This is a genomic window from Gemmobacter caeruleus (assembly GCF_008271655.1).
Taxonomy (GTDB): Bacteria; Pseudomonadota; Alphaproteobacteria; order Rhodobacterales; family Rhodobacteraceae; genus Gemmobacter; species Gemmobacter caeruleus.
On sequence record NZ_VKKX01000011.1, the window covers coordinates 519194 to 540195 of the forward strand.

At 67.2% G+C, this 21002-nt stretch carries 26 protein-coding genes; 12 read left to right on the forward strand and 14 right to left on the reverse strand.

Going from position 1 to position 21002, the window contains the following annotated elements:
• Window positions 1-72 precede the first annotated feature (72 nt).
• Window positions 73-1065 (reverse strand): acryloyl-CoA reductase, encoded by a 993-nt coding sequence (gene acuI / locus FOA17_RS05125; protein ID WP_149140383.1) that lies wholly within the window; start codon window positions 1063-1065, stop codon window positions 73-75.
• Between the two features lie 150 nt (window positions 1066-1215).
• Between acuI and FOA17_RS05130 the strand changes: the two genes are divergently transcribed.
• Window positions 1216-1659 (forward strand): cytochrome c, encoded by a 444-nt coding sequence (locus tag FOA17_RS05130; RefSeq protein ID WP_149140384.1) that lies wholly within the window; start codon window positions 1216-1218, stop codon window positions 1657-1659.
• 60 nt (window positions 1660-1719) lie between these two features.
• Here FOA17_RS05130 and FOA17_RS05135 read toward each other — a convergent pair whose 3' ends face one another.
• From FOA17_RS05135 to FOA17_RS05150, 4 genes are all read right to left on the reverse strand, one after another.
• A complete protein-coding gene (locus FOA17_RS05135) occupies window positions 1720-2046 on the reverse strand; it encodes an I78 family peptidase inhibitor (protein WP_238991720.1) in 327 nt (108 codons plus the stop codon).
• On the reverse strand, window positions 2027-2314 hold the full coding sequence (locus FOA17_RS05140) for an I78 family peptidase inhibitor (protein WP_203232266.1): 288 nt from the start codon (window positions 2312-2314) through the stop codon (window positions 2027-2029). The genes FOA17_RS05135 and FOA17_RS05140 overlap by 20 nt, the downstream gene beginning before the upstream one ends.
• Window positions 2315-2377: 63 nt before the next feature.
• Window positions 2378-2665, reverse strand: coding sequence for an I78 family peptidase inhibitor (locus FOA17_RS05145; protein ID WP_149140386.1), 288 nt, complete (start codon window positions 2663-2665; stop codon window positions 2378-2380).
• Between the two features lie 105 nt (window positions 2666-2770).
• Window positions 2771-3133, reverse strand: coding sequence for a hypothetical protein (locus FOA17_RS05150; RefSeq protein WP_162528172.1), 363 nt, complete (start codon window positions 3131-3133; stop codon window positions 2771-2773).
• A 73-nt stretch (window positions 3134-3206) separates the two neighbouring features.
• Here FOA17_RS05150 and FOA17_RS05155 point away from each other — a divergent pair, with 73 nt between their 5' ends.
• Together FOA17_RS05155 and FOA17_RS05160 are read left to right on the forward strand one after the other, a co-directional pair.
• Window positions 3207-4337 carry an S-(hydroxymethyl)glutathione dehydrogenase/class III alcohol dehydrogenase gene (locus FOA17_RS05155; protein WP_149140388.1) on the forward strand — a complete coding sequence of 377 codons (1131 nt, stop codon included), beginning with the start codon at window positions 3207-3209 and terminating at the stop codon, window positions 4335-4337.
• A 175-nt stretch (window positions 4338-4512) separates the two neighbouring features.
• Complete coding sequence (locus FOA17_RS05160) at window positions 4513-4983, forward strand: YbaK/EbsC family protein (RefSeq protein WP_149140389.1); 471 nt, start codon at window positions 4513-4515, stop codon at window positions 4981-4983.
• Between the two features lie 3 nt (window positions 4984-4986).
• On the opposite strand, the gene FOA17_RS05165 is transcribed toward FOA17_RS05160, so the two are convergent.
• Complete coding sequence (locus tag FOA17_RS05165) at window positions 4987-5376, reverse strand: winged helix-turn-helix transcriptional regulator (RefSeq protein ID WP_149140390.1); 390 nt, start codon at window positions 5374-5376, stop codon at window positions 4987-4989.
• Window positions 5377-5474: 98 nt separating this feature from the next.
• On the opposite strand from FOA17_RS05165, the gene FOA17_RS05170 reads away from it, so the two are divergent.
• From FOA17_RS05170 to FOA17_RS05180, 3 genes are all read left to right on the forward strand, one after another.
• The gene (locus tag FOA17_RS05170) at window positions 5475-6308 is read left to right on the forward strand and encodes an NAD(P)H-binding protein (protein ID WP_149140391.1); all 834 of its coding nucleotides are present in this window, start codon (window positions 5475-5477) and stop codon (window positions 6306-6308) included.
• A gap of 94 nt (window positions 6309-6402) precedes the next feature.
• On the forward strand, window positions 6403-6801 hold the full coding sequence (locus tag FOA17_RS05175) for a ketosteroid isomerase-related protein (RefSeq protein ID WP_149140392.1): 399 nt from the start codon (window positions 6403-6405) through the stop codon (window positions 6799-6801).
• The gene (locus FOA17_RS05180) at window positions 6798-7382 is read left to right on the forward strand and encodes a GNAT family N-acetyltransferase (protein WP_149140393.1); all 585 of its coding nucleotides are present in this window, start codon (window positions 6798-6800) and stop codon (window positions 7380-7382) included. Before FOA17_RS05175 ends, FOA17_RS05180 begins: the two co-directional genes overlap by 4 nt.
• Here FOA17_RS05180 and FOA17_RS05185 read toward each other — a convergent pair.
• The 4 genes from FOA17_RS05185 to FOA17_RS05200 form a co-directional block, all read right to left on the reverse strand.
• Window positions 7358-8527: a TIGR03862 family flavoprotein gene (locus tag FOA17_RS05185; RefSeq protein ID WP_149140394.1), complete on the reverse strand. Its 1170-nt coding sequence runs from the start codon at window positions 8525-8527 to the stop codon at window positions 7358-7360. The genes FOA17_RS05180 and FOA17_RS05185 overlap by 25 nt on opposite strands.
• Window positions 8524-9834 (reverse strand): mechanosensitive ion channel family protein, encoded by a 1311-nt coding sequence (locus tag FOA17_RS05190; RefSeq protein WP_149140395.1) that lies wholly within the window; start codon window positions 9832-9834, stop codon window positions 8524-8526. The genes FOA17_RS05185 and FOA17_RS05190 overlap by 4 nt, the downstream gene beginning before the upstream one ends.
• Window positions 9835-9911: 77 nt before the next feature.
• Window positions 9912-10616: a response regulator transcription factor gene (locus tag FOA17_RS05195; RefSeq protein ID WP_149140645.1), complete on the reverse strand. Its 705-nt coding sequence runs from the start codon at window positions 10614-10616 to the stop codon at window positions 9912-9914.
• Window positions 10588-10869 (reverse strand): hypothetical protein, encoded by a 282-nt coding sequence (locus tag FOA17_RS05200; protein WP_149140396.1) that lies wholly within the window; start codon window positions 10867-10869, stop codon window positions 10588-10590. Before FOA17_RS05200 ends, FOA17_RS05195 begins: the two co-directional genes overlap by 29 nt.
• A 212-nt stretch (window positions 10870-11081) precedes the next feature.
• Here FOA17_RS05200 and FOA17_RS05205 point away from each other — a divergent pair, with 212 nt between their 5' ends.
• From FOA17_RS05205 to FOA17_RS05215, 3 genes are all read left to right on the forward strand, one after another.
• A complete protein-coding gene (locus FOA17_RS05205) occupies window positions 11082-11273 on the forward strand; it encodes a hypothetical protein (protein WP_149140397.1) in 192 nt (63 codons plus the stop codon).
• Window positions 11274-11313: 40 nt separating this feature from the next.
• Complete coding sequence (locus tag FOA17_RS05210; protein ID WP_149140398.1) at window positions 11314-11964, forward strand: ribonuclease HII; 651 nt, start codon at window positions 11314-11316, stop codon at window positions 11962-11964.
• An 87-nt stretch (window positions 11965-12051) separates the two neighbouring features.
• Window positions 12052-13176: a site-specific DNA-methyltransferase gene (locus FOA17_RS05215; protein ID WP_149140399.1), complete on the forward strand. Its 1125-nt coding sequence runs from the start codon at window positions 12052-12054 to the stop codon at window positions 13174-13176.
• A gap of 109 nt (window positions 13177-13285) precedes the next feature.
• On the opposite strand, the gene FOA17_RS05220 is transcribed toward FOA17_RS05215, so the two are convergent.
• The 4 genes from FOA17_RS05220 to FOA17_RS05235 form a co-directional block, all read right to left on the reverse strand.
• Entirely contained in the window at window positions 13286-13528 is a 243-nt protein-coding gene (locus FOA17_RS05220; protein WP_149140400.1) for a hypothetical protein, read from the reverse strand.
• A gap of 74 nt (window positions 13529-13602) precedes the next feature.
• Entirely contained in the window at window positions 13603-14700 is a 1098-nt protein-coding gene (locus FOA17_RS05225) for an alkane 1-monooxygenase (RefSeq protein ID WP_149140401.1), read from the reverse strand.
• A 48-nt stretch (window positions 14701-14748) separates the two neighbouring features.
• Entirely contained in the window at window positions 14749-15795 is a 1047-nt protein-coding gene (mutY, locus tag FOA17_RS05230; RefSeq protein ID WP_420841685.1) for an A/G-specific adenine glycosylase, read from the reverse strand.
• Between the two features lie 230 nt (window positions 15796-16025).
• Entirely contained in the window at window positions 16026-17291 is a 1266-nt protein-coding gene (locus FOA17_RS05235) for a lytic murein transglycosylase (RefSeq protein WP_149140402.1), read from the reverse strand.
• Between the two features lie 146 nt (window positions 17292-17437).
• Between FOA17_RS05235 and rnr the strand changes: the two genes are divergently transcribed.
• The 3 genes from rnr to FOA17_RS05250 all read left to right on the forward strand — a co-directional run bounded on the left by rnr (window position 17438) and on the right by FOA17_RS05250 (window position 21001).
• Window positions 17438-19678 carry a ribonuclease R gene (gene rnr, locus FOA17_RS05240; RefSeq protein WP_149140403.1) on the forward strand — a complete coding sequence of 747 codons (2241 nt, stop codon included), beginning with the start codon at window positions 17438-17440 and terminating at the stop codon, window positions 19676-19678.
• 78 nt (window positions 19679-19756) lie between these two features.
• Window positions 19757-20302 (forward strand): DUF721 domain-containing protein, encoded by a 546-nt coding sequence (locus FOA17_RS05245; protein ID WP_238991722.1) that lies wholly within the window; start codon window positions 19757-19759, stop codon window positions 20300-20302.
• Window positions 20303-20311: 9 nt separating this feature from the next.
• On the forward strand, window positions 20312-21001 hold the full coding sequence (locus FOA17_RS05250; RefSeq protein WP_238991723.1) for a DsbA family protein: 690 nt from the start codon (window positions 20312-20314) through the stop codon (window positions 20999-21001).
• Window position 21002 lies beyond the last annotated feature (1 nt).

Genomic DNA, 21002 nt, shown 5'->3' on the forward strand with positions numbered 1-21002 from the left:
TCGCGGTCTGGTTTGACCTGCGCGCCTCGCTGGCCTGATGTGCCGCGGGGCCTTGTGGCCCCGCTAGCTGGGTCAGGCGTTCACATCCACCACGACGCGGCCCTGCACCTCGCCCTTGAGGATCGCGGCGCCAAGCGCCGGCAGGTCCGACAGGGTGGCGGGGCGGATCATCGCCTCCAGCCGGTCCATCGGCAGGTCGCGCGCGATGCGGGCCCAGGCGCGCTGGCGATTAGCGAAGGGCTGCATGACGGAATCGATGCCCAGCAGGTTGACCCCGCGCAGCAGGAAGGGGACCACCGTCGCCGGCAGTGCGGCCCCGCCCGCCAGCCCGACCGCCGCGACCGAGGCGCCGTATTTCATCTGGCCCAGCACCCGCGCCAGCATCGCGCCGCCGACCGCATCGACACAGCCGGCCCAGGTCTCGCTTTCCAGCGGGCGTTTCACGGTTTCGGCCAGATCGGCGCGCGGCACGATGCGGCTGGCGCCCAGATCGCGCAGATAGGTCTCGGTTTCCGGTCGGCCGGTGACGGCGGCGACCTGATAGCCCAGATGCGCCAGCAGCGCGACCGCGACCGAGCCCACACCGCCGGCGGCGCCGGTCACCAGCACCTCGCCCCGGTCGGGGGTCAGACCGTGATCCTCCAGCGCCATCACGGCCAGCATGGCGGTAAAGCCCGCGGTTCCGACGGCCATGGCCTGTCGCGCGGTCAACCCCTCGGGCAGGGGCACCAGCCAGTCGGCCTTGACGCGGGCCTTTTGCGCATAACCGCCCCAATGCACCTCGCCGACGCGCCAGCCGGTCAGCACCACCCGGTCGCCGGGGGCATAGCGCGGGTCGTCGCTGGTTTCGACCACGCCGGCCAGGTCGATGCCCGGCACATGCGGCCAGGCCCGGACCAGCCCGCCGCCATTGCCCGACAGGCACAACCCGTCCTTGTAGTTCAGCGTCGAATGGCTGACGGCCACGGTCACATCGCCCGCAGGCAGGGCGGTCTCGTCCAGCTCGGCCAGCCGCGCCGTTGCGGGGCCTTCGCCCGCCTTTTCCATCACCAGGGCCCGGAACATCTGCGCTCTCCTCCTTGCGGTTCGGGGGCAGTCAAGCACCCCGCGCGGGGAAACACAATCGCGTGACTGGCGGTGGATCGGACCTTGGTCCGTAGCCGGGCCGTTACAACCCTGGCTATAGTCGGCAGAATTCAAGCAGGGAGCCAGAAGATGAAGGCATTTTCCAAGGTTGTCGCATGCGCGGCATTCACCGCGTTGGCCGCGACGGCGGTCTGGGCCGAGGGTGAGGCGCAAGACCCCACCGTCAAGGCCCGTCAGGAACTGATGGAGGGGGTGGGTGCCGCGGCCAAGACGCTGGGCGGCATGGCGGGCGACAAGGCGCCCTTCGACGCCGCCGCGGCCGAGGCGGCCAAGGCCGCGCTGGTCGCCGCCGCCGCGGAGATCCCCGCCAAGTTCGAGCCGCAGGCCAGCGACCCCGCCTCGGAGGCCAAGCCCGAGATCTGGACGAACTGGGATGATTTCGCCGCCAAGGCCGACGCGCTCAAGGTCGCGGCCGAGGGGATGGATGCCACCACGCTTGACGGCGTCAAGGCGGCCATGGGCGGCGCTCTGGGCGGCGCCTGCAAGGCCTGCCACACCGCCTATCGCATGTGATCCACCGCATCGCGCGGCAGAAAAGGAAAGACCCCCGGTTGCGCCGGGGGTCTTTTGCGTTCAGCCACAGCTGATGCGCCGGATGCGCGCGCCGCCGGGGCTGAGTTCGACATTCAGCCGCTCGGGGCTGAAATCCATCGTCACGGGCTGGCCTTCCTCATATACCCGGAGCGGATGGGCAAAGCGCATGCCCGAAATCGCGCCGCGCGGCTGGCCGACCAGATGCTGAAGTGTGGCAGCGCCGCAGGCATCGCCGGTGCCGTCCGGGGCGGCGGGCGGCGCGGCGGGCATTTCGGGCGGCGTGACCTCACCCCCGCCGCCGATGCAGCCCGTCAGCCCCAGGCACAGCAGCAGCGCAAGCGCGCCCTTATCCACAGAAAACCCCATCGACCTTGCCCTTTCCATTCACGGTGACCGTCAGCCGCATCTGGTCGATATCATCGGCAATCAGACTGCCGGGGCGCAAGATGCGATGCCGGGCCGGCAGATCGGCATCGGCAAGAACCTGCGCGCGGCGGTCCAGCAGATCGGGGCGCCACATGGCAGCGCCGCAGGGCTCGGCGAACATGAGATCGGGCGTCATGGCGCGCGACACCGGCGCCTGTGCCGCCGGGCGGATGCAGCCGGCCCCCACCAGGGCCAGGGCGCAGGCCAACAGGCCCGGGATGAACGGAAGAAAAGGTCTTTGCACTCGTCTGTCTCCTCCCCGGAGGGGTGCCTAGCCGCAGTGAAACGCCACCACACGCCCGGCACCATCCAGGGTCACATTCAACCGGCCCGGGTTCTGCTCGGGGCTTGCCATGTCGCCGGGCCGGATCAGGCGCATGGTTTCGGGCAGGTATTGGTCATCCAGCGCGGCAACCGGCTGGCCGATCCAGCCGTGCAGGCGCGTCGCACCGCAACGCTCTGCCGGCGGCTCGGCCGCAGGTCGCGCCAGGCATTCGCCCAGGGCGATCATCCCGAACACGGCCAGAAGGGCCGCGCCCGGCACGGGTCGCACGGTCATGCTGTCAGTCCCACCTTGTCCCGCAAGCAGGGTGAATCAGAACGGGCCGCCCTGACAAGGGGCGACCCGTTACACGCAGCGCGATTGATCCGCGGGCGCGGTCGATCAGCCACAGCTGATCTTGTAGATCCGCCCGGTGGCATCGGTGTGGAAATTGATGCGGAACGAATCGTAGCGCTCCTGATCGACGATGGTGGTCAGCGTCACCATGCGCGTGGGCCGGGTGATGCCGGCGGCACGGACCTCATTCTCGGTCTGGCCGACAAGGCTCTGGTAATCGGCGGCATGACAGGTGTCGGGCTCGCGGTCGTTCAGGCCCGGGGTCAGGTCGATCGGCAGGCCCGTGACCGGGTCGATGCCCGGCGGCGCGACCTGCACCGGCTGCACCGGCTCGGTTTCGCTGGTCGATCCGCAGGCCGCCAGAAACAGCGCCAGCAAAAGCGCCGAAGATTTCGCAAGTGACGTCATAAGTGCCGATTCCCGCATTGCTTTCGCCTGTGTCTTCGCACACCTTGACGCAAAATGACAGAGGGAGGAGCCCATGCGCACCCGTGCCGCCGTCGCCGTCGCCCCCGGCAAACCGCTTGAAATCATGGAAGTGAACCTCGAAGGGCCGAAATTCGGCGAGGTTCTGGTGGAGATCAAGGCCACCGGCATCTGCCACACAGACGAATTCACCCTGTCGGGCGCCGATCCCGAAGGGTTGTTCCCCGCGATTCTCGGGCATGAGGGCGCGGGCGTGGTGATCGAATGCGGCCCCGGCGTGACCACGCTGAAACCGGGCGACCATGTCATCCCGCTTTATACGCCGGAATGCCGGCAATGCCCGTCCTGCCTGTCGCGCAAGACCAACCTCTGCACGGCGATCCGCGCCACGCAGGGCCAGGGCCTGCTGCCCGATGGCACGACGCGGTTCTCCATGCTGGATGGCACGCCGATCCATCACTACATGGGCTGCTCCACCTTTGCGCAACATACGGTGGTGCCGGAAATCGCGCTGGCCAAGATCCGCGACGACGCGCCCTTCGACAAGGTCTGCTATATCGGCTGTGGCGTGACCACGGGCATTGGCGCTGTGCTGAACACCGCCAAGGTGGAGATCGGCGCCAAGGCGGTGGTCTTCGGGCTGGGCGGCATCGGGCTCAACGTGATCCAGGGCCTCAAGATGGCCGGCGCCGACATGATCATCGGGGTCGATCTGAACAACGACAAGAAGGAATGGGGTGAACGCTTCGGCATGACCCATTTCATCAACCCGAAAGAGATCGAAGGTTCGGTCGTGCAGGCGATTGTCGATCTGACCAAGACCGAGGCCGATCAGATCGGCGGCGCCGATTACAGCTTTGACTGCACCGGCAATGTCAAGGTCATGCGGGACGCGCTGGAATGCACCCATCGTGGCTGGGGGCAGTCGATCATCATCGGCGTGGCGCCGGCGGGGGCCGAGATCCAGACCCGGCCCTTCCAGCTGGTCACCGGGCGCGTCTGGAAAGGCACCGCCTTTGGCGGCGCCCGCGGGCGGACCGATGTGCCGAAGATCGTGGACTGGTATATGGATGGCAAGATCGAGATCGACTCGATGATCACCCATCTTCTGCCGCTGGAGCGCATCAACGAAGCCTTCGATCTGATGCATGAGGGCAAGTCGATCCGGGCCGTGGTGGTCTATTGATCCGTTGCACGCGGGGGCTGTCTGCCCCCGCACCCCCGAGGATATTTTTGAACAGATGAAGGGGAAGGGCGCGCTTTGCCCTTCATCTGTTCAAAAATATCCTCAGGGGGTGAATTGAGCCGTGAGGCTCAAGAGGGGGCGCGAGCGCCCCCTGTCTGTTTGGCGGGAAGGTGAAATGGCCGCGACCCAGGCGCTGAAATTTCTTGAGACGCAGGGCGTTGTCGTCAGCCTGCATCCCTATGACTATGACCCCGCCGCCGATGCGGTGGGGATGCAGGCGGCGGCGGCACTTGGCATCGCGCCGGCGCAGATGCTCAAGACCCTGATGTTGGAACTGGACGGCAAGCCGGTCTGTTGCGTGATCCCGGCCGATTGCCAATTGTCAATGAAGCGGGTGGCGGCGGCCTTTGGCGGCAAGGCGGCGGCGATGATGCTGCCGGCCAGGGCGGAAAAGCTGACCGGCTATCGCGTGGGGGGCATTTCGCCCTTTGGGCAGAAGCGCGCGGTGCCGACCGCCTTTGAGATTGCCGCCTGCGGCCATGCGCGGGTCTGGATCAATGCGGGCCAGCGCGGTTTGCTGCTGGGCATCGACCCGCAAGAGGCAGTGGGGGTGACGGCTGCGCGGGCGGCGGCGCTGGTGGCGTGACCGTCAGGCGGCGCGATCTTGCCCCCGGGCGAGGATGCGGGGCAGGTTGTCTTCGATCCAGCCGGTCAGGGCCGCCAGATGGGTGCCGGCCTCGTGCCCCAGGTCGGTCAGGCTGTAATCCACATGCGGCGGCACCACGTCATGCACGCGGCGGGTGACAAGGCCGTCGGCCTCCAGCTGTTGCAGGGTCTGGGCCAGCATGCGTTCGCTGACCCCGCCGATGCGCCGGCGCAGCGCCGAGAAGCGGTGTGTGCCCGAAAGCAGCACCAGCATGACCAGCGTGCCCCAGCGGCTTGTCAGATGCGCGAGGATCTGGCGCGAGGGGCATTCGGCGGCCAGCACATCGGGGCTGAGCTGCGACAGGGTCTTTTGTGCATTGTCTGACGGGGTCATGTGCGGCTCTGCGGTATACTTACAAAAATGTAGGCACTTCCTTTTCGTAAGTAAAGCCCCCAGATTGAGGTCAGACCATGATCCACAGGAGCTTTGCCATGACCATCGCCGTGACCGGAGCCACCGGCCAACTGGGCCGCCTTGCCATTGCCGCATTGAAGGCGCGGGGGGCGTTGCCGATCGCGCTGGCGCGCGACCCGGCCCGGGCCGCCGATCTGGGCGTGCCGGTGCGCGTCTTCGACTATGCCGCGCCGGATGCTGCCGCGCTGGCCGGGGTGGAGGTGCTGGTGCTGATTTCCTCCAACGATTTCAACGATCGCGCCGGGCAGCATGGCCGTGTCATCGCGGCGGCCAGGGCGGCGGGCGTGGGGCGGATCGTCTATACCTCGATCCTCAAGGGCGATGCCTCGCCGCTGTTGCTGGCGGCAGATCATATTGCGACGGAACAGGCGCTGGCGCAATCGGGCCTTGCGGTGACCCTGCTGCGCAACGGCTGGTATACCGAGAATTATACCGGCGCCCTGCCGGCGGTGCTGGAACATGGCGCAATGATCGGGTCCAGCGGGGCGGGGCGCATCGCCTCGGCCGCGCGGGCCGATTATGCCGAGGCGATCGCCGTGGTCGCGCTGGATGCTGCCCATGCCGGCCAGACCTATGAATTGGCGGGCGATACCGCGCATGACCAGGCCGAGATGGCCGCGGAACTGGCGGCGCAAAGCGGCAAGCCGGTCGCCTATGTCAATTTGCCCGAGGCCGATTATGCCAAGGCACTGGAGGGTTTCGGCCTGCCTGCCGGTTTCGCCGCCATTCTGGCCGATGCCGATGCCCGTGCGGGCGAGGGGGCGCTGTTCGATGACAGCCGCACGCTGTCGCGTCTGATCGGCCGGCCGACCACGCCCATGGCCGAGACCCTGCGCCGCGCGCTGGTCTGAGGTCGCAATCGCGCCGCCAAGGGTCTGCCCGGGCCTTGGCGGCGCGCCCTATTTGCGTAGGATGGCGCGGCATGATCCCGCAGGAGAGCCGAAGATGAGCCGTGCCACGCTCGAATCCTATTACGCCGCCTTCAATGCCGGGGATGCCGCCGGCATGCTGGCCTGTCTGACCGATGATATCGAGCATCGCGTGAACGAGGGCGCCATCCGGCGCGGCAAGGAGCTGTTCGCCGAATTCTGTTCGCATATGGGCGTGAGCTATCGCGAGCGGCTGGCCGACATGGTGATCTTCGTGAACGAGGATGCGACCCGCGGCGCCGCCGAATTTGTCGTGCATGGCGAATATCTGAAGACCGATCCCGGTCTGCCCGAGGCCCGCTGTCAGCGTTATGTCCTGCCGGCGGGGGCGTTCTTTGACCTGCGCGACGGCAAGATCGCCCGGGTGACCACCTTCTACAACCTGAATGACTGGGTCGCGCAGGTTTCGGCATGATCGCCACGCGGGTTCTGACGGGCGATGCGCTGGATGCCGCGCTGGACGATGTGGCGCGGCTGCGCATCGCCGTCTTCCGCGACTGGCCTTATCTCTATGATGGCTCGCTGGATTATGAGCGGGCCTATCTGCAAACCTATCGTGACAGTCCGGGCGCCATTCTGGTGGGGGCCTTTGACGGGCCGCGCCTGGTGGGGGCGGCGACCGGCACGCCGATGGAAGATCACGCCAGCGAATTCGCCGCGCCCTTTGCCGGGCAGGGCATCGCGTTGGAGCGTATCTTCTATTGCGCCGAATCCGTGCTGCTGGCCGAATATCGGGGGCAGGGCATCGGGCATCGCTTCTTTGACGCGCGCGAGGATCACGCCCGCGCGCTTGGCCGCAGCCATGTCGCCTTTTGCAGCGTGACGCGGCCCGAGGGGCATCCGCTGAAGCCGTCGGTCTATCGCGGCAACGATGCCTTCTGGCGCAAGCGGGGCTATGAGGTGCTGCCCGGCGTGATGGCGGAATTTTCCTGGCGCGACATCGGCGAAACCGCCGAGACGAAAAAGCCGCTTCAGTTCTGGATGCGCGCGCTATAGGCCCGCGCCGCCGCGCGGCCGGCATGCAGCCCGGTGGCCCAGCTTGCGGTCAGCAGATAGCCGCCGGTCGGCGCCTCCCAGTCCAGCATCTCGCCGGCGGCAAAGATGCCTGGGAGGGCGCGCAGTTCCAGATCCGCGGTCAGGCTGGCGCGGGCGATGCCGCCGGCGGAGGAAATGGCCTCCTCCAGCGGGCGGGGGCCGTGATGCGGCACCGGCAGGTGCTTGAGCAGCGGCGCCAGATCGGCGGGGAGCGGGCGGGCGAGTTCCTGCACCAGCGCCAGCGCCGCCGGGCCAAGGCCCAGCTTGCGCAGCCGGTTCGCCGCGCTGTCGCCGGGTTTCAGCCGGGCGATACGGGCGCGCAGCGCCGCCAGATCGAGATCGGGAAACAGGTCGAGCGCCAGCGGCGCCCCCAGCCGCAAGTCGCGGCTGACGGTATAGATGCCGCCGCCCTCGAGGCCCCGTTCGGAGATCACGAATTCGCCGCGCTCGCGCCGGGGGCCGGCAATCAGCGCCGCGCCCTTGACCGGCTGGCCGAAATGTCGCGCCATATGCGGCGACCAGTTCATCTGAAAGCCCATATTGGCCGGGGCGAAATCGGTGATGGTCACGCCCTTTTCGCGCAGCCAGGGCAGCCAAGCGGCATCCGAGCCAAGGCGCGGCCAACTGGCGCCGCCCAGGGCCAGCACGGTGACGGCGGGCGACACGGCCTGCCGTCCCTCGGGCGTGTCGAAGGTCAGCGCGGCGCCGTCAAACCCGGTCCAGCGCCAACGGGTGCGCAGCGCCACCCCCTTTTCCGCCAGCCGCGCCAGCCAGGCCCGCAACAGCGGCGAGCCCTTCATCGCCACCGGAAAGACCCGGCCCGACGATCCGGCAAAGACCGGCTGGCCCAGCCCCTCGCAAAAGGCGCGGACCTGATCGGGGCCAAAATCGGCCAACATCGGCGCCAGCCAATCGACATCATAGCGCGCGGCAAAATCCGCCAGCGGCTCGTCCCGGGTGACGTTCAGGCCGGATTTCCCCGCCATCAGCAGCTTGCGCGCGGGCGAGGGCTTGGCCTCGGCCAGCACGACCGGCAGGCCGGCATCGGCCAGCTCCTCGGCCGCCATCAGGCCGGCAGGCCCCGCGCCGATCACCCATGCGGTCACGGGCGCTGCCCCTTGATCTCCACCACGCGATGTGGATAGGGCATTTCGATCCCGGCCTCTTTCAGCGCGTTCCAGATCGCGAACAGGACCGGGCTTCCGAACCTGTTCTTGCCGTCGTCGATGCCGTTCACCCAATATTCCACCGCGAAATCCACGCTGCTTTCGCCAAAGCCGCGCAATTCGCAATCGGGGCCATCGGGCGCTTTCAGCACGAAGGGCAGGGCGGCAACGGCGGTTTCGATGATGTCGGGCACGCGGTTGATATCGGTGTCATAGCTGACCGAAAACGCCGCCTCATAGCGGTTGGCGCTGCCCTGATCGGAATAGTTGACGACGCGGGTGGTGATGAAATCCTCATTCGGAACCACGATCCACTTGCCGTCAAAGGTTTCCAGAATGCAGGCGCGGGCGGTCATCTTGACGATGGTGCCCTGTTCGCCGCCATCCAGTTCGACATAATCGCCGACCGTGGTCTGCCCCTCGACCAGCAGGATGATGCCCGAGACGAAATTGGCCGCGATCTGTTGCAGGCCCAGCCCGATGCCCACGCCAAGTGCGCCGCCCAGCACCGCGACGGCAGTCAGGTCGATGCCCATGATCGACATCAGCAGCAGGAAGGCCGCGCCATAGATCGCGACCTCGGCGGCCTTCATCGCCAGTTCGCGGGTGGCGGGGCGCAGGTCGGGTTGCTTGCGGATGTAATCGGCGCTTTGCCGGTTTGACCAGCCGCCCAGCCAGAACAACAGCGCCCCGGCAATCAGCCCGCGCACCAGCGCCAGCGCCGAAAACCGGATACTGCCCAGCGAAATCACCGTGGCATCCAGGCTGGCCGACAGATCGTCTAGCACCCCCAACACATGCAGCAGCGCCAGCGGGATCAGCACGAACCGTCCGAGAAAGCGCAGGAAGGGGTCGGTCAACACGCGATGCACGAAGATATGCGCCGCCAGCAGCAGGAAGGCGCGTTTGCCAAGGGCGATGACCGCGCCGGAACCGAACAGGCTGCGCGTCAGTTCCTCGCCCGCCGCGGTCAGGACGAAGGCCAGCAGCGGCAGCAGCAGCGGCATCAACCGGATCAGCCCGCGCCGGCCTTGCGCCAGCGGCCCGGCCTTGCCGCCCGCCGGGGTCAGCACCCGGGTCAGCCAGCCCGACAGCCGCGCCGCCAAAAGCCGCGCCAGCAGCAGCGCCGCCAGCAGCAGGGCGAATTGCGACAATGCGGCAGGCGAGGTCAGCCAGTCCTGCGCGGTGGCAAGGCCGGGGTCCAGCCAGACACGGATCGGTTCAAGCGGGTCGGTTGTCGGGTCCATCGGCAGTCCTCGGTCACTGCCCGAGGGGTGCCAGAGGCCGGCGCGGCGCGCAAGGGGCAGGGCGCCCGCGCCCGGCGTCACAGCATGCGGATCGTGTCCTTTTCCACCGACAGCACATAGCCGCGACGGGCAATCGTCTTGACCAGCAGTTCCGACACCAGTTGATTGCCAAGCGCGTCGCGCAGGCGCTTGACCCGGGTCGCGCCGGCGGCTTCCTCGCAATCGGCCTCGGACCGGCCGGAGATCACGGCCTCGATCTGCGCGCCGTTCAGCACCTCGTCATCCATCCGCGCCTCGGCCAGCACCGACAGCGTCTCGATGGCGGCCTCGGTCAACTGGAATTCCAGATCGTTGATATAGACCGCCCGCGCCTCGCGGCTGATCATCAGCGATGACACGGTGATCCCCGAGCGCTGAATGGCCGAGATGCGGCGGTTCAGCGTGACGATGGTCAGCAGGAACACGAGGCAGGCCACCAGCAGCGCCGCCGAAAACACCAGCAGCACAAAGATCACCATGCGATAGCTGGCCAGCACCTCCTGAAAGGTGGTGCCCGATTGCGCGATGATTTCCAGCAGCCGGATCTCGGTAAAGGTCTTCAGCGCGTCATCGGCGACGAAAAGCTGTTCGACGCGCGCGTTGAAGGCATTGGCATCGGGCAGCGCCAGAAACAGGAAGGTCGCCGCGGCGGCCAGAATGACCACCACCGCCGCGACCCCAAAGGTCACGGTGCGATTGCCCGCGCGCAGGCTGTCAGAAACGGAGGAAGTAGTCTCCGGCACTCGATTGCCTTTCATTCAGGCCCTCGGGGCCGAAGGTGGAGATGACGTTCAACAACTTCCAGCCGCCGGCCGCAAGGCGCGGGGCCAGTTCGGCCTTGGCCGCCTTCTTGTTGCAGGCGGAAACCTGCGCAACACCGTAATGGAGCCGCAGCGGATTGTCGCGCTTGGCCTTGTAATCGGCATAGCACTCGGCCTGTGCGGCCCCGGCAAGGCAGACAAGCGCGGCGGCGGCAAGGATCGGTCTGAGGCGCATCGGCGGATTCCCTCGCGGGTTTGGGTTGGGCTGAGGATGGGCAATGCGGCTTGGCAATTCAATATCATACCGGGGGGATAGGGACGGTTATCCGATAACAAGCCCCGGTTATTGCGTGGCGTCACCGCCGCGACACAGGCTTTTGCCACGATCCCCGACCAAGGATCCCAGAACAGGCCGGACCGCGATCCGGCCGGAACAGGAGCAGGCAGATGCGGCAATCCCCCGAACAGGCATTCCGGCCAACCCCCCGCGTGGCGCGGCTGCGCTTTGCGCTTGGCATGACGGGGGCGCTTTGCCTGTTGGTGGGGCTGATCCTGTCCTCGATGCCGGGCGCGTCCGAGGCACGGGTGTGCCGGATGCAGATCGGCGGGCCGCTGGCGGGCACCTGCGCCGCGCGCTGAGCGGGCTTTTCTTCGCCCCGGCGCGGCGGCAGAATGGGGCATGACACGCCGCATCCCCCGCCCCGCCACCGATGACAGTCTGGAACAGGAAGCGCTTGCGCAGGGCCTCGGCCCCGTCGCGGGGGTGGACGAGGTCGGGCGCGGCCCGCTTTGTGGCCCGGTGACGGCGGCGGCGGTGATCCTTGACCCGGCGCGCATCCCTGCCGGCATCGGCGACAGCAAGGCGCTGTCGGCCGCAACCCGCGAAAGGCTGTGTGCCGAGATCCTCGCCACCGCGCAGGTCAGTGTCGCCCATGCCTCGGTCGAGGAGATCGACCGCCTGAACATCCTGCGCGCCAGCCATCTGGCGATGGAACGCGCGGTGGCGGGGCTGCCGGTCGCACCGGGTTTCGTGCTGGTCGATGGCAATCGCCTGCCCGCGTCGCTGCCCTGCCCGGCGCGAGCGGTGGTGAAGGGCGACGCGAAAAGCCTGTCCATCGCCGCGGCCTCGATCGTGGCCAAGGTGATGCGCGATCGCATCATGGTGGATTTGGCGCAACAGCACCCCGGCTATGGCTGGGAAAAGAACGCAGGCTACCCGACACAGGATCATCTGGCCGCGCTTCTAAATCTTGGGGTGACCCCTCACCATAGGCGTTCGTTTCGGCCTGTCCACAATATCTTGTATCAAGATGTTTCTGTAAGTGGTTGATTCAAAAAAGAATTTGACTGCGAATCGCCTCTGACTCATCTTGGGACACAAGAAATCGGCACAAAGAGGCCGAAAGCAGAGGCAGTAATGACGACACGGAAATCCGCTGCGGGGGGCATGTCCCTTCCGCTGAACCAGATCCTTGCCGGTGACTGTATCGAGTTGATGAATGGTCTGCCCGCCGGCAGTGTGGATCTGATCTTCGCCGACCCGCCCTATAACCTTCAGTTGAAGGGCGAATTGCATCGGCCTGACAACAGCAAGGTCGATGCGGTCGATGACCACTGGGACCAGTTCTCCAGCTTTTCGGCCTATGACCAGTTCACCCGTGACTGGCTCAGGGCCGCGCGGCGGCTGCTCAAGCCCAATGGCGCGATCTGGGTGATTGGCAGCTACCACAACATCTTCCGTGTCGGCGCGGCTATGCAGGATGCCGGCTACTGGATGTTGAATGACGTGGTCTGGCGCAAGTCGAACCCGATGCCGAATTTCCGTGGCAAACGCCTGACCAATGCGCATGAGACGCTGATCTGGGCCAGCCGGGACGAGGGCGCGAAATATACCTTCAACTATGAGGCGCTGAAGGCGCTGAATGACGGTGTGCAGATGCGCAGCGACTGGGTTCTGCCGATCTGCACCGGGCATGAGCGGCTGAAGGATGACAATGGCGACAAGGCCCATCCGACGCAGAAACCCGAAAGCCTGCTGCACCGCATCCTGATCGCCACGACCAATCCGGGCGATGTGGTGCTGGACCCGTTCTTTGGCACCGGCACGACGGGCGCGGTGGCCAAGATGCTGGGCCGCGATTTCATCGGGCTGGAGCGTGAGGAAGCTTACCGTAAGGTCGCCTCGGAACGTATTGCAAAGATACGGAAATTCGACGCAAGCGCGCTGGAGATCACCGGCAGCAAACGCGCCGAGCCGCGGGTGCCCTTCGGCCAGGTCGTCGAACGCGGCATGCTGCGCCCGGGCGAGGAGCTGTTCTCCACCGGCAACCGTTTCAAGGCCAAGGTGCGCGCCGATGGCACGCTGGTCGGCAATGACATCAAGGGCTCGATCCACCAGGTCGGCGCCGCCTATGAAGGCGCGCCCTCCTGCAATGGCTGGACCTACTGGCACTTCAAGAGGGATGGCAAGCTGATCCCGATCGACATCCTGCGCCAGCAGATCCGCGCCGAGATGGAGGCCGACGAGCGTCAGCGCCACTGACGCCCCGTTCCCCGCAGATACGCTTACGCCTGTGCCCCGGTTCCGCCGGGGGCACACCTCCCCGCCATGCTTGCATGGCGGGGCTTTTTCGTGACGGGTGCCGCAGCGGCTAGAGGCCGAGAATGGCCTTTGCCTTGGCCAGAGCCGCCACCGAACCATCGTGATCGCCGGCGGCATGCAGGCTTTCGCCTTCGGCGCGCAAGGCGGTCACCTCGGCCAGTTGTTCGGCGCTCAGGGTCGGGTTGGCGGCAAGTGCCGCGTCGATGGCCGCCATATCCATCGGGCATTGAAAGGCCAGGGCGGGGGCGGCAAGCAAAGTGAAGGCGACAGCAAGAACGGGCAGGCAACGCATCTGTGTGTCCTCCTATAGGGCCGGATGGCCATGCCGAAAGCATAGCCTGCCTGCCCGAGTCGGGCGAGCGGCGATCAGCCCGCCGACCAGTCGGTGATGTCGGGGTAATATTTCCGCCGCCAGGCCCGCACGCGCGGGTTCATCCGCCGGCGCCACAGCGGCGGGATCATCGCCAGCACCCCCATGGCCGGATAGCCCAAGGGCAACATCGGCGCCTCCTCCTCGGAATAGGTCTGAAGCAGCGGAAAGCGCCGGTCGGGTTTGTAATGGTGGTCGGAATGGAGTTGCAGGTTGATCAGCAGCCAGTTCGAGGCCCGATGCGGCGCGTTCCAGCTGTGATGCGGGCGGACGGGTTCGTATTTGCCGTTGTCCAGCCGGCGGCGGGTCAGGCCGTAATGTTCGATGTAATTGGTCAGCTCCAGCTGCCAGACGGCAAAGAAGGCCTGAAGCACGAACAGCCCGATCCCCATCCAGCCGCCGACCGCATAGGCCAGCAGCAGCGCCAGCACCTGAAGCGCGCCATAGCGCCAGAACGGGTTGGAGCGGTGCCAGACCGGCCGCCCCGCCCGAGCCAGCTTTGCCCGCTCCGCCGCCCAGGCCGAGGCCGGGCAGGCGCGCAGCACGCGCCAGAAAAAGCGGTGGAACCCCTCGTTATAACGCGCGGTCACCGCGTCGCGCGGTGTGCCGACATGGACGTGATGCACCAGCAGGTGTTCGGTGCGGAAATGACTGTAAAGGACAGTCGAGAGCAGCAAATCGCCCAGCCAGCGTTCCAGATTGTTGCGTTGGTGCAAAAGCTCGTGCGCGTAGACGATGCCGATCGTGCCCGAGGCGACGCCGATCCCGAACATCAGCGCCACGATTTCGACGGCGTTCAGATGGCCGCTGCGGGTGATCCACCAGATCGCGCCATAGATGATCAGCGCCTGCAAGGGCAGCCAGATCAGCGTGACCAGCCGATACCAGAACAGGTCTTCCTCATCGGTCTGCGGGTCGGGGTTTTCCTCGTTGCGGCCCAGCAGCAGGTCAAGCAAGGTCACCAGCGTCCAAGCATAGGCCGGCATCAGGATCACCGTCCAGCCGCCCAGCGTGACCCCGATCACCGCAAGCGGCACAAGCCCCAGCGACAGCCAGAAGGGCATGGCGCGGCGAAAGGTGGCGATCTCGGGCATTCTGTCCTCCGGTCCGGGTCGGGGCGGAGTGTAGGGGCGCGCGCGCCCTCACTCAACTGCGCGCGTCGTCGCGGCGGCCCAGGCCTTGCGCATCACGGTCGGTAGCGCCGCGGGGGAGAAGTTGTCGGCTGCGACAAAGGCCCCGCGCTGCGGCGGCGTGCCGATCGTGGCGACAAGGACGGTCAATTCCAGATGGAAATGGGTAAAGGTGTGGCGTGCGATACCGGCCTCGGCCCAGTCGGCCGGGGCGGGGGGCGGCAGGTCGCTGCCATCCCAGCCCGAGGTGGGAAAGCCCGGCATCCCCCCCAACAGGCCGCGCGGCGGCCGCTGTTCCAGCAGCACCGCGCCATCGGGGCGGCGGGCGATCCAGATCGGGCCGCGGCGCAGCGGCTTTTCGGCGCGCGGCGCCTTGCGCGGAAAACTGGCCGCATCGCCCGCCGCCCGTGCCGCGCAGGCGCCCGACCAGGGGCACAGCCCGCAGGCCGGGTTGCGCGGCGTGCAGATCGTGGCCCCCAGATCCATCATCGCCTGCGCGTAATCGCCGGGGCGCAGGGCGGGGGTCAGCTGCGCCGCCGCGGCCGCGATCTGCGGGCGGGCGGCGGGCAGCGGCGTCTCGATCCGCCGCAGCCGGGTGATCACCCGCTCCACATTGCCATCGACGACCGTGGCGGGGCGGTCAAAGGCGATCGCCGCGACGGCCGCCGCGGTATAGGGGCCGATGCCGGGCAGCGCGCGCAGGCCCGGCTCATCCGCCGGAAATTGCCCGCCATGCTCCGCCACCACGGCGCGCGCGCATTTGAGCAGGTTGCGCGCCCGGGCGTAATAACCCAGGCCCGCCCATTCGGCCATGACCTCGGCATCCGCCGCCGCCGCCAGATCGCCGACCTCTGGCCAGCGGGCGGTGAAGCGGCGGAAATAGTCGCGCACCGTGGCGACCGTGGTCTGTTGCAGCATGACCTCGGACAGCCAGACACGATAAGGATCGGGCCGCGCGCCCTCGGCCCGGTCGGCTGGCGCGATGCGCCAGGGCATCACGCGGTGATGGCGGTCATACCAGGAAAGCAACAGGGCAGGCAGGTCGGTCACGGGCGGGATCCGGCTAGGGCAGGGCCGACCCAAGATAAGCGATCGCGCGCAAAAGGCGAGAGGGGCCAGCGCCGCCCCTGACGCTGCCTGCGGGGCTTCGCCGCTCAAGCTCACCCATCAAGTCCCCTGCTATCACCCGGGCAAGGCTGACAAAGCGCCATGAGCCTTCATCTGTTCAAAAATATCCTCGGGGGGAGCGCCGCCAGGCGCGTGGGGGGCAGACAGCCCCCCTGCAACGATCAGGACCGGCGCAACAGATCGAGCAACTCGCGGTCGGGATAGCCGTCCGGCACCAGACCGCGCGAGGACTGGAACGCCTTGACCGCAGCATAGGTCTTGGGGCCGACATTGCCATCGGTGCCGCCGGTGTCATAGCCCATCCGGGTCAGGCGTTCCTGCAATTCCACCCGTTCGGCCAGGCGCAGCGTGGCGTCGCCGGCGGGCCAGGGGGTGCGCAGCGGCCCGCCGCCCTTCAGCCGGTCGGACAGATGCCCCACGCCGATCACATAGCTGTCGGCCTGATTATAGCGCTCGATCGCGTGGAAGTTGCGATAGATCAGGAAGGCCGCGCCCTTCACGCCCGAGGGCAGCAGCAGCGCCGCCTGGCCATCCGGCACCGGCCGCCCGTCGGCCCGGGTGATGCCCATGGCGCGCCAGTCGGCGCCGGCGCGCTTCGCGCTCTTGCCCGAGACGGCGGCGCCAAATCCCGGCGGCAGGGTCACTTCCATCCCCCAGGGCTGGCCCTGTTGCCAGCCCGACCGCGCCAGATAGGCGGCGGTAGAGGCCAGCGCGTCGGTCGGATCGTCCGACCAGATGTCGCGCTTGCCGTCGCCGGTGAAATCCACCGCAAAGGCAAGGTAGGAGGTGGGGATGAACTGGGTATGGCCCATGGCGCCGGCCCAGCTGCCGATCATGTGGCGGGCGTCTGTATCGCCCGATTGCAGGATCTTCAGCGCGGCCAGCAACTGCCCCTGAAAGAATTCGGCCCGCCGCCCGTCATAGGAAAGCGTCGCCAGCGCCTCGATCAGCGGCAGGTCGCCGCGCTTTTCGCCATAGCTCGATTCCATGCCCCAGACGGCGACGACCACCTCCTTGTCCACGCCATAGGTCGCCTCGATCTGCGCCAGCGGGCCGGCATATTGCGCCAGCATCGCGCGCCCCGTGGCGACCCGTTTGTCCGAGGTCGTGGTTTCCAGATATTCCCAGAGCGATTTCGTGAATTCGGCCTGGTTCTGCGACCGCTGGATCACCGTCGGGTTATAGACCACTTCGCGAAAGGCCGCGTCAAAGGTGGCGGGGGCAATGCCATTGGCCAGCGCGCGGGGGCGGAAGGCCTCGATCCAGGCATTCAGCCCGGCGACCTTGGCGGGATCGGGGTTCTGGTCGCGGCCATATTTGATCACGGTCGGGTTATGTCCTGATTGCGAGACGGTGCTGCCGCCGCCGACGCAGGCGGAGAGGGCGGCCACAAGCGCGAGGGAAAGGAACGGTCTGGAAATGCGCATCAATCTGCCCTTTGCGGCATGGTCTGGTTCTGCTCTGGCACCAGTCTAGCGGCATCCGCGCGGGGCGGAAAGCGGGCATTCCCGGCGCGGGCATTTCCACGCCGAAAGGCGCTTTCGGGTGGGCGGGGCGCGTGATAGGCAGGGGCATGGACCAATTGCCCAGCAAAGACCAGATCCGCCAGTGGATCACCGACAACCCGACCCTCGCCTCCAAGCGCGATATCGCCAAGGCCTTTGGCATCAAGGGCGGCCCCGCGCGGATCGAGTTGAAGCGCCTGCTCAAGGAGCTGGAGCAGGAGGGCGGCATCGAAAAGCGCAAGCGCCGCTTTCACGAGGCGGGCGCACTGCCGCCGGTGTCGATCCTGCGGGTGCTGGCGCCCGATGCCTCGGGCGATCTCTGGGCCTTGCCGAACGAATGGACGGGTGAGGACGCGCCGCGCATCCAGCTGGTGCCGAAAAAGGGCGATCCCGCGCTTGGCGCCGGCGACCGTATCCTGGCGCGGCTGGACAAGACCGAAGACGGCTATCAGGGCCGGCTGATCCGCAAGCTGGGCACCTCGGCCATTCATGTGCTGGGGGTGTTCCGCGCCAGCCACGAAGGCGGGCGGATCCTGCCCATCGACAAGGGCGCCGACAAGGAATGGCGGGTGCCCGCCGGCCTGACGCTGGAGGCCGAGGATGGCGAGCTGGTCGAGGCCGAACAGACCGGGCCCAAGCGCATGGGCCTGCCCACGGCGCGCATCGTGGCGCGGCTGGGCGACCCGTCGGGGCCAAAGGCGGTCAGCCTGATCGCCATTCACCAGCACGGCATTCCCGACCAGTTCCCCGAGGCGGTGCTGGCCGAGGCCGACCGCGCCGAACCCGCCCCGTTGGGCGAACGCGAGGATCTGCGCCATCTGGATCTGGTGACCATCGACCCCGTCGATGCCCGCGACCGCGACGATGCGGTGCTGGCGCTGCCCGATACCGATCCGGGCAATCCGGGCGGGTTCATCCTTTGGGTCGCGATTGCCGATGTGGCGCATTACGTCACCCCCGGTTCCGCGCTGGACCGCGAGGCGCGGCGGCGCGGCAATTCCACCTATTTCCCCGACCGCGTGGTGCCGATGTTGCCCGATGTGCTGTCGGGCGATCTGTGTTCGCTGCATGAAGGCGTGGATCGCGCCTGCATGGCGGTGGCGATCCGCATCGACGCGCGGGGCAACAAGATCGGCCACCGCTTTACCCGGGGCCTGATGCGGTCGCGCGGGTCGCTGCATTACGGGCAGGTGCAGGCCGCCATCGACGGCGCGGTGGAGCCGAAGCTGGAGCCGCTGATGGATCCGGTGATCCGCCCGCTTTACGCGGCCTATGCGGCGCTGAAACAGGCCCGCGCGGTGCGGCAGCCGCTGGATCTGGAACTGCCGGAACGCAAGATCATCCTGTCGGATGAGGGCAAGGTGCTGTCGGTCGCCTTTCGCGAAAGGTTCGACGCGCACAAGCTGATCGAAGAGGCGATGGTGCTGGCCAATGTCTGCGCCGCCGAAGAACTGGTCCGCCTGAAACGCCCGCTGCTGTTCCGCGTGCATGAGGAGCCCAGCCCCGAACGGCTGGAGGCGCTGCGCGAGGTGGCCGAGGCGTCGGGCTTTACTCTGGCCAAGGGGCAGGTCCTGAAGACCGAGCACCTGAACCGGCTGCTGGCGCAGGCGCAGGGCAGCGATCAGGATGAGCTGATCAACATCACCACGCTGCGGTCGATGACGCAGGCCTATTACAGCCCGCAGAATTTTGGCCATTTCGGGCTGGCCCTGCGCAACTACGCGCATTTCACCTCGCCGATCCGGCGCTATTCCGACCTGATCGTGCATCGGGCGCTGATCGCGGGCCACGGCTGGGGGCCGGATGGGCTCAGCCTCTGGGATATCGAGAATCTCGACGACACCGCCAAGCAGATCTCCGACAGCGAGCGGCGGTCGATGGCGGCGGAGCGGGACACGATCGACCGATATCTGGCGTCTTACCTGTCGGATCGGGTGGGGCAGACCTTCACCGGGCGGGTGTCGGGGGTTCAGAAATTCGGCCTGTTCGTCAAGCTGGACGAGACCGGCGCCGACGGGCTGGTGCCCATCCGCGAGGTGGGGCGCGAGTTCTATTATTATGACGCCGATCATCAGACGCTGACCGGCGCCGATACCGGCATGGTGATCGGGGCAGGGGCGCGGGTCACCGTGCGGCTGGCCGAGGCCATTCCGGTCACCGGCGGGCTGACGCTGGAACTGCTGGAGATCGAGGGCGGCGCGATGCCTGGCCCGCGTGGCAAACCCGGCGGCTTCAAGGGCCGGGGCGGCCCGCGCAAGCCGGCCCGCGCGGCGATCGCCAAGCGCAAGGTGGTGCGCAAGCGGCGCTGACGCGTCACGCAATCTTTATGGGCGCGCGGCTGGTCTGGCCCGGCCGCGCCCGCTAGGATACCCCGAAAGGGAGCTTGCATGGCCGCCGAAGATCCGTCCTCCGAAGACCGTCCGCGCTGGTCCGCCAAGGGCCGGCGCATGCGCGGCTTCGAGGCGGCCTCGGGCCTGCTCAAGGACCGGATCCGCAATGCCGGCGAAAGCCGGGGCTTTGCCGTGACCCGGCTGCTGACGCATTGGCCCGATGTGGTCGGCGCCGATCTGGCCCGCACCACCCGGCCGGTGAAGGTCGGCTATGCCAAGGGGGCCTTCGGCGCCACGCTCACCCTGCTGGTCAAGCCGACCGATGCGCCCATGGTGCAGATGCAGTTGCCGCGCATCCGCGAAAGGGTGAATGCCTGCTATGGCTATGCCGCCATTGGCCGCGTGGTGCTGACCCAGACCGCGCCCATGGGCTTTGCCGAGGGGCAGGCGCAATTCGCCCCCGCCCCCAAGGCCGAAAAACCGCCCCCCCCGCCCGAAATCGTCGCCCGCGCGCGCGATACCGCCGATGGCGTGCAGGACGAGGGGTTGCGCAAGGCGCTTGAAACCCTTGCGCAGAATATCTTAACTCGCCGCAGATTCTGAGAGGCCGATATGATCAAACTGACTCGTCGTGATGTGATGGTTCTGGCCGGGGGCACCGCCCTTGCCACCGCCATGGGCCTGCCGGCCTGGGCCGAGGGCGAGGCCACCGCCACGACGCCGGCCCCCGCGACCGAAGCCCCCGCGGCCGAGGCGCCCGCCACCGATGCGCCGGTCGAGGTGCCCGAACTGGTGCTGGGCAACCCCGATGCCAAGGTCACGCTGACCGAATACGCATCCTATACCTGCCCGCATTGCGCGCATTTCCACGAGGCGGTGTTCAAGCCCTTCAAGGCGGAATATGTCGATACCGGCAAGGTGAAGTTCGTCTATCGCGAGGTCTATTTCGACCGTTACGGCCTGTGGGCCGCCATCGTCGCGCGCTGCGGCGGCGACATGCGGTATTTCGGGATCAACGGCATCCTGTTCGAGAAACAGCAGGAATGGGCGGCCTCGGACGATCCGACCGTGGTGGTGGAAAACCTCAAGACCATCGGCCGCACGGCGGGCCTGTCGAACGACCAACTGGATGCCTGCATGAAGGACCAGAAATTCGTCGAGGCGATGATCGCCAAGTTCCAGAAGGACATGGAGGCCGATCAGGTTGACGGGACGCCCACGCTGTTCATCAACGGCACCAAGCATTCCAACATGTCCTACGAAGACCTGAAGGCGCTGCTCGACGCGGAGCTGGCGAAGTAAC

Coding starts and splice junctions, on each gene's coding strand:
- acuI (WP_149140383.1), bottom strand. CDS start 1,065: ATGTTCCGGGCCCTGGTGATGGAAAAGGCGGGCGAAGGCCCCGCAACG.
- FOA17_RS05130 (WP_149140384.1), top strand. CDS start 1,216: ATGAAGGCATTTTCCAAGGTTGTCGCATGCGCGGCATTCACCGCGTTG.
- FOA17_RS05135 (WP_238991720.1), bottom strand. CDS start 2,046: ATGGGGTTTTCTGTGGATAAGGGCGCGCTTGCGCTGCTGCTGTGCCTG.
- FOA17_RS05145 (WP_149140386.1), bottom strand. CDS start 2,665: ATGACCGTGCGACCCGTGCCGGGCGCGGCCCTTCTGGCCGTGTTCGGG.
- FOA17_RS05150 (WP_162528172.1), bottom strand. CDS start 3,133: ATGACGTCACTTGCGAAATCTTCGGCGCTTTTGCTGGCGCTGTTTCTG.
- FOA17_RS05155 (WP_149140388.1), top strand. CDS start 3,207: ATGCGCACCCGTGCCGCCGTCGCCGTCGCCCCCGGCAAACCGCTTGAA.
- FOA17_RS05160 (WP_149140389.1), top strand. CDS start 4,513: ATGGCCGCGACCCAGGCGCTGAAATTTCTTGAGACGCAGGGCGTTGTC.
- FOA17_RS05165 (WP_149140390.1), bottom strand. CDS start 5,376: ATGACCCCGTCAGACAATGCACAAAAGACCCTGTCGCAGCTCAGCCCC.
- FOA17_RS05170 (WP_149140391.1), top strand. CDS start 5,475: ATGACCATCGCCGTGACCGGAGCCACCGGCCAACTGGGCCGCCTTGCC.
- FOA17_RS05175 (WP_149140392.1), top strand. CDS start 6,403: ATGAGCCGTGCCACGCTCGAATCCTATTACGCCGCCTTCAATGCCGGG.
- FOA17_RS05180 (WP_149140393.1), top strand. CDS start 6,798: ATGATCGCCACGCGGGTTCTGACGGGCGATGCGCTGGATGCCGCGCTG.
- FOA17_RS05190 (WP_149140395.1), bottom strand. CDS start 9,834: ATGGACCCGACAACCGACCCGCTTGAACCGATCCGTGTCTGGCTGGAC.
- FOA17_RS05200 (WP_149140396.1), bottom strand. CDS start 10,869: ATGCGCCTCAGACCGATCCTTGCCGCCGCCGCGCTTGTCTGCCTTGCC.
- FOA17_RS05205 (WP_149140397.1), top strand. CDS start 11,082: ATGCGGCAATCCCCCGAACAGGCATTCCGGCCAACCCCCCGCGTGGCG.
- FOA17_RS05210 (WP_149140398.1), top strand. CDS start 11,314: ATGACACGCCGCATCCCCCGCCCCGCCACCGATGACAGTCTGGAACAG.
- FOA17_RS05215 (WP_149140399.1), top strand. CDS start 12,052: ATGACGACACGGAAATCCGCTGCGGGGGGCATGTCCCTTCCGCTGAAC.
- FOA17_RS05220 (WP_149140400.1), bottom strand. CDS start 13,528: ATGCGTTGCCTGCCCGTTCTTGCTGTCGCCTTCACTTTGCTTGCCGCC.
- FOA17_RS05225 (WP_149140401.1), bottom strand. CDS start 14,700: ATGCCCGAGATCGCCACCTTTCGCCGCGCCATGCCCTTCTGGCTGTCG.
- FOA17_RS05235 (WP_149140402.1), bottom strand. CDS start 17,291: ATGCGCATTTCCAGACCGTTCCTTTCCCTCGCGCTTGTGGCCGCCCTC.
- rnr (WP_149140403.1), top strand. CDS start 17,438: ATGGACCAATTGCCCAGCAAAGACCAGATCCGCCAGTGGATCACCGAC.
- FOA17_RS05245 (WP_238991722.1), top strand. CDS start 19,757: ATGGCCGCCGAAGATCCGTCCTCCGAAGACCGTCCGCGCTGGTCCGCC.
- FOA17_RS05250 (WP_238991723.1), top strand. CDS start 20,312: ATGATCAAACTGACTCGTCGTGATGTGATGGTTCTGGCCGGGGGCACC.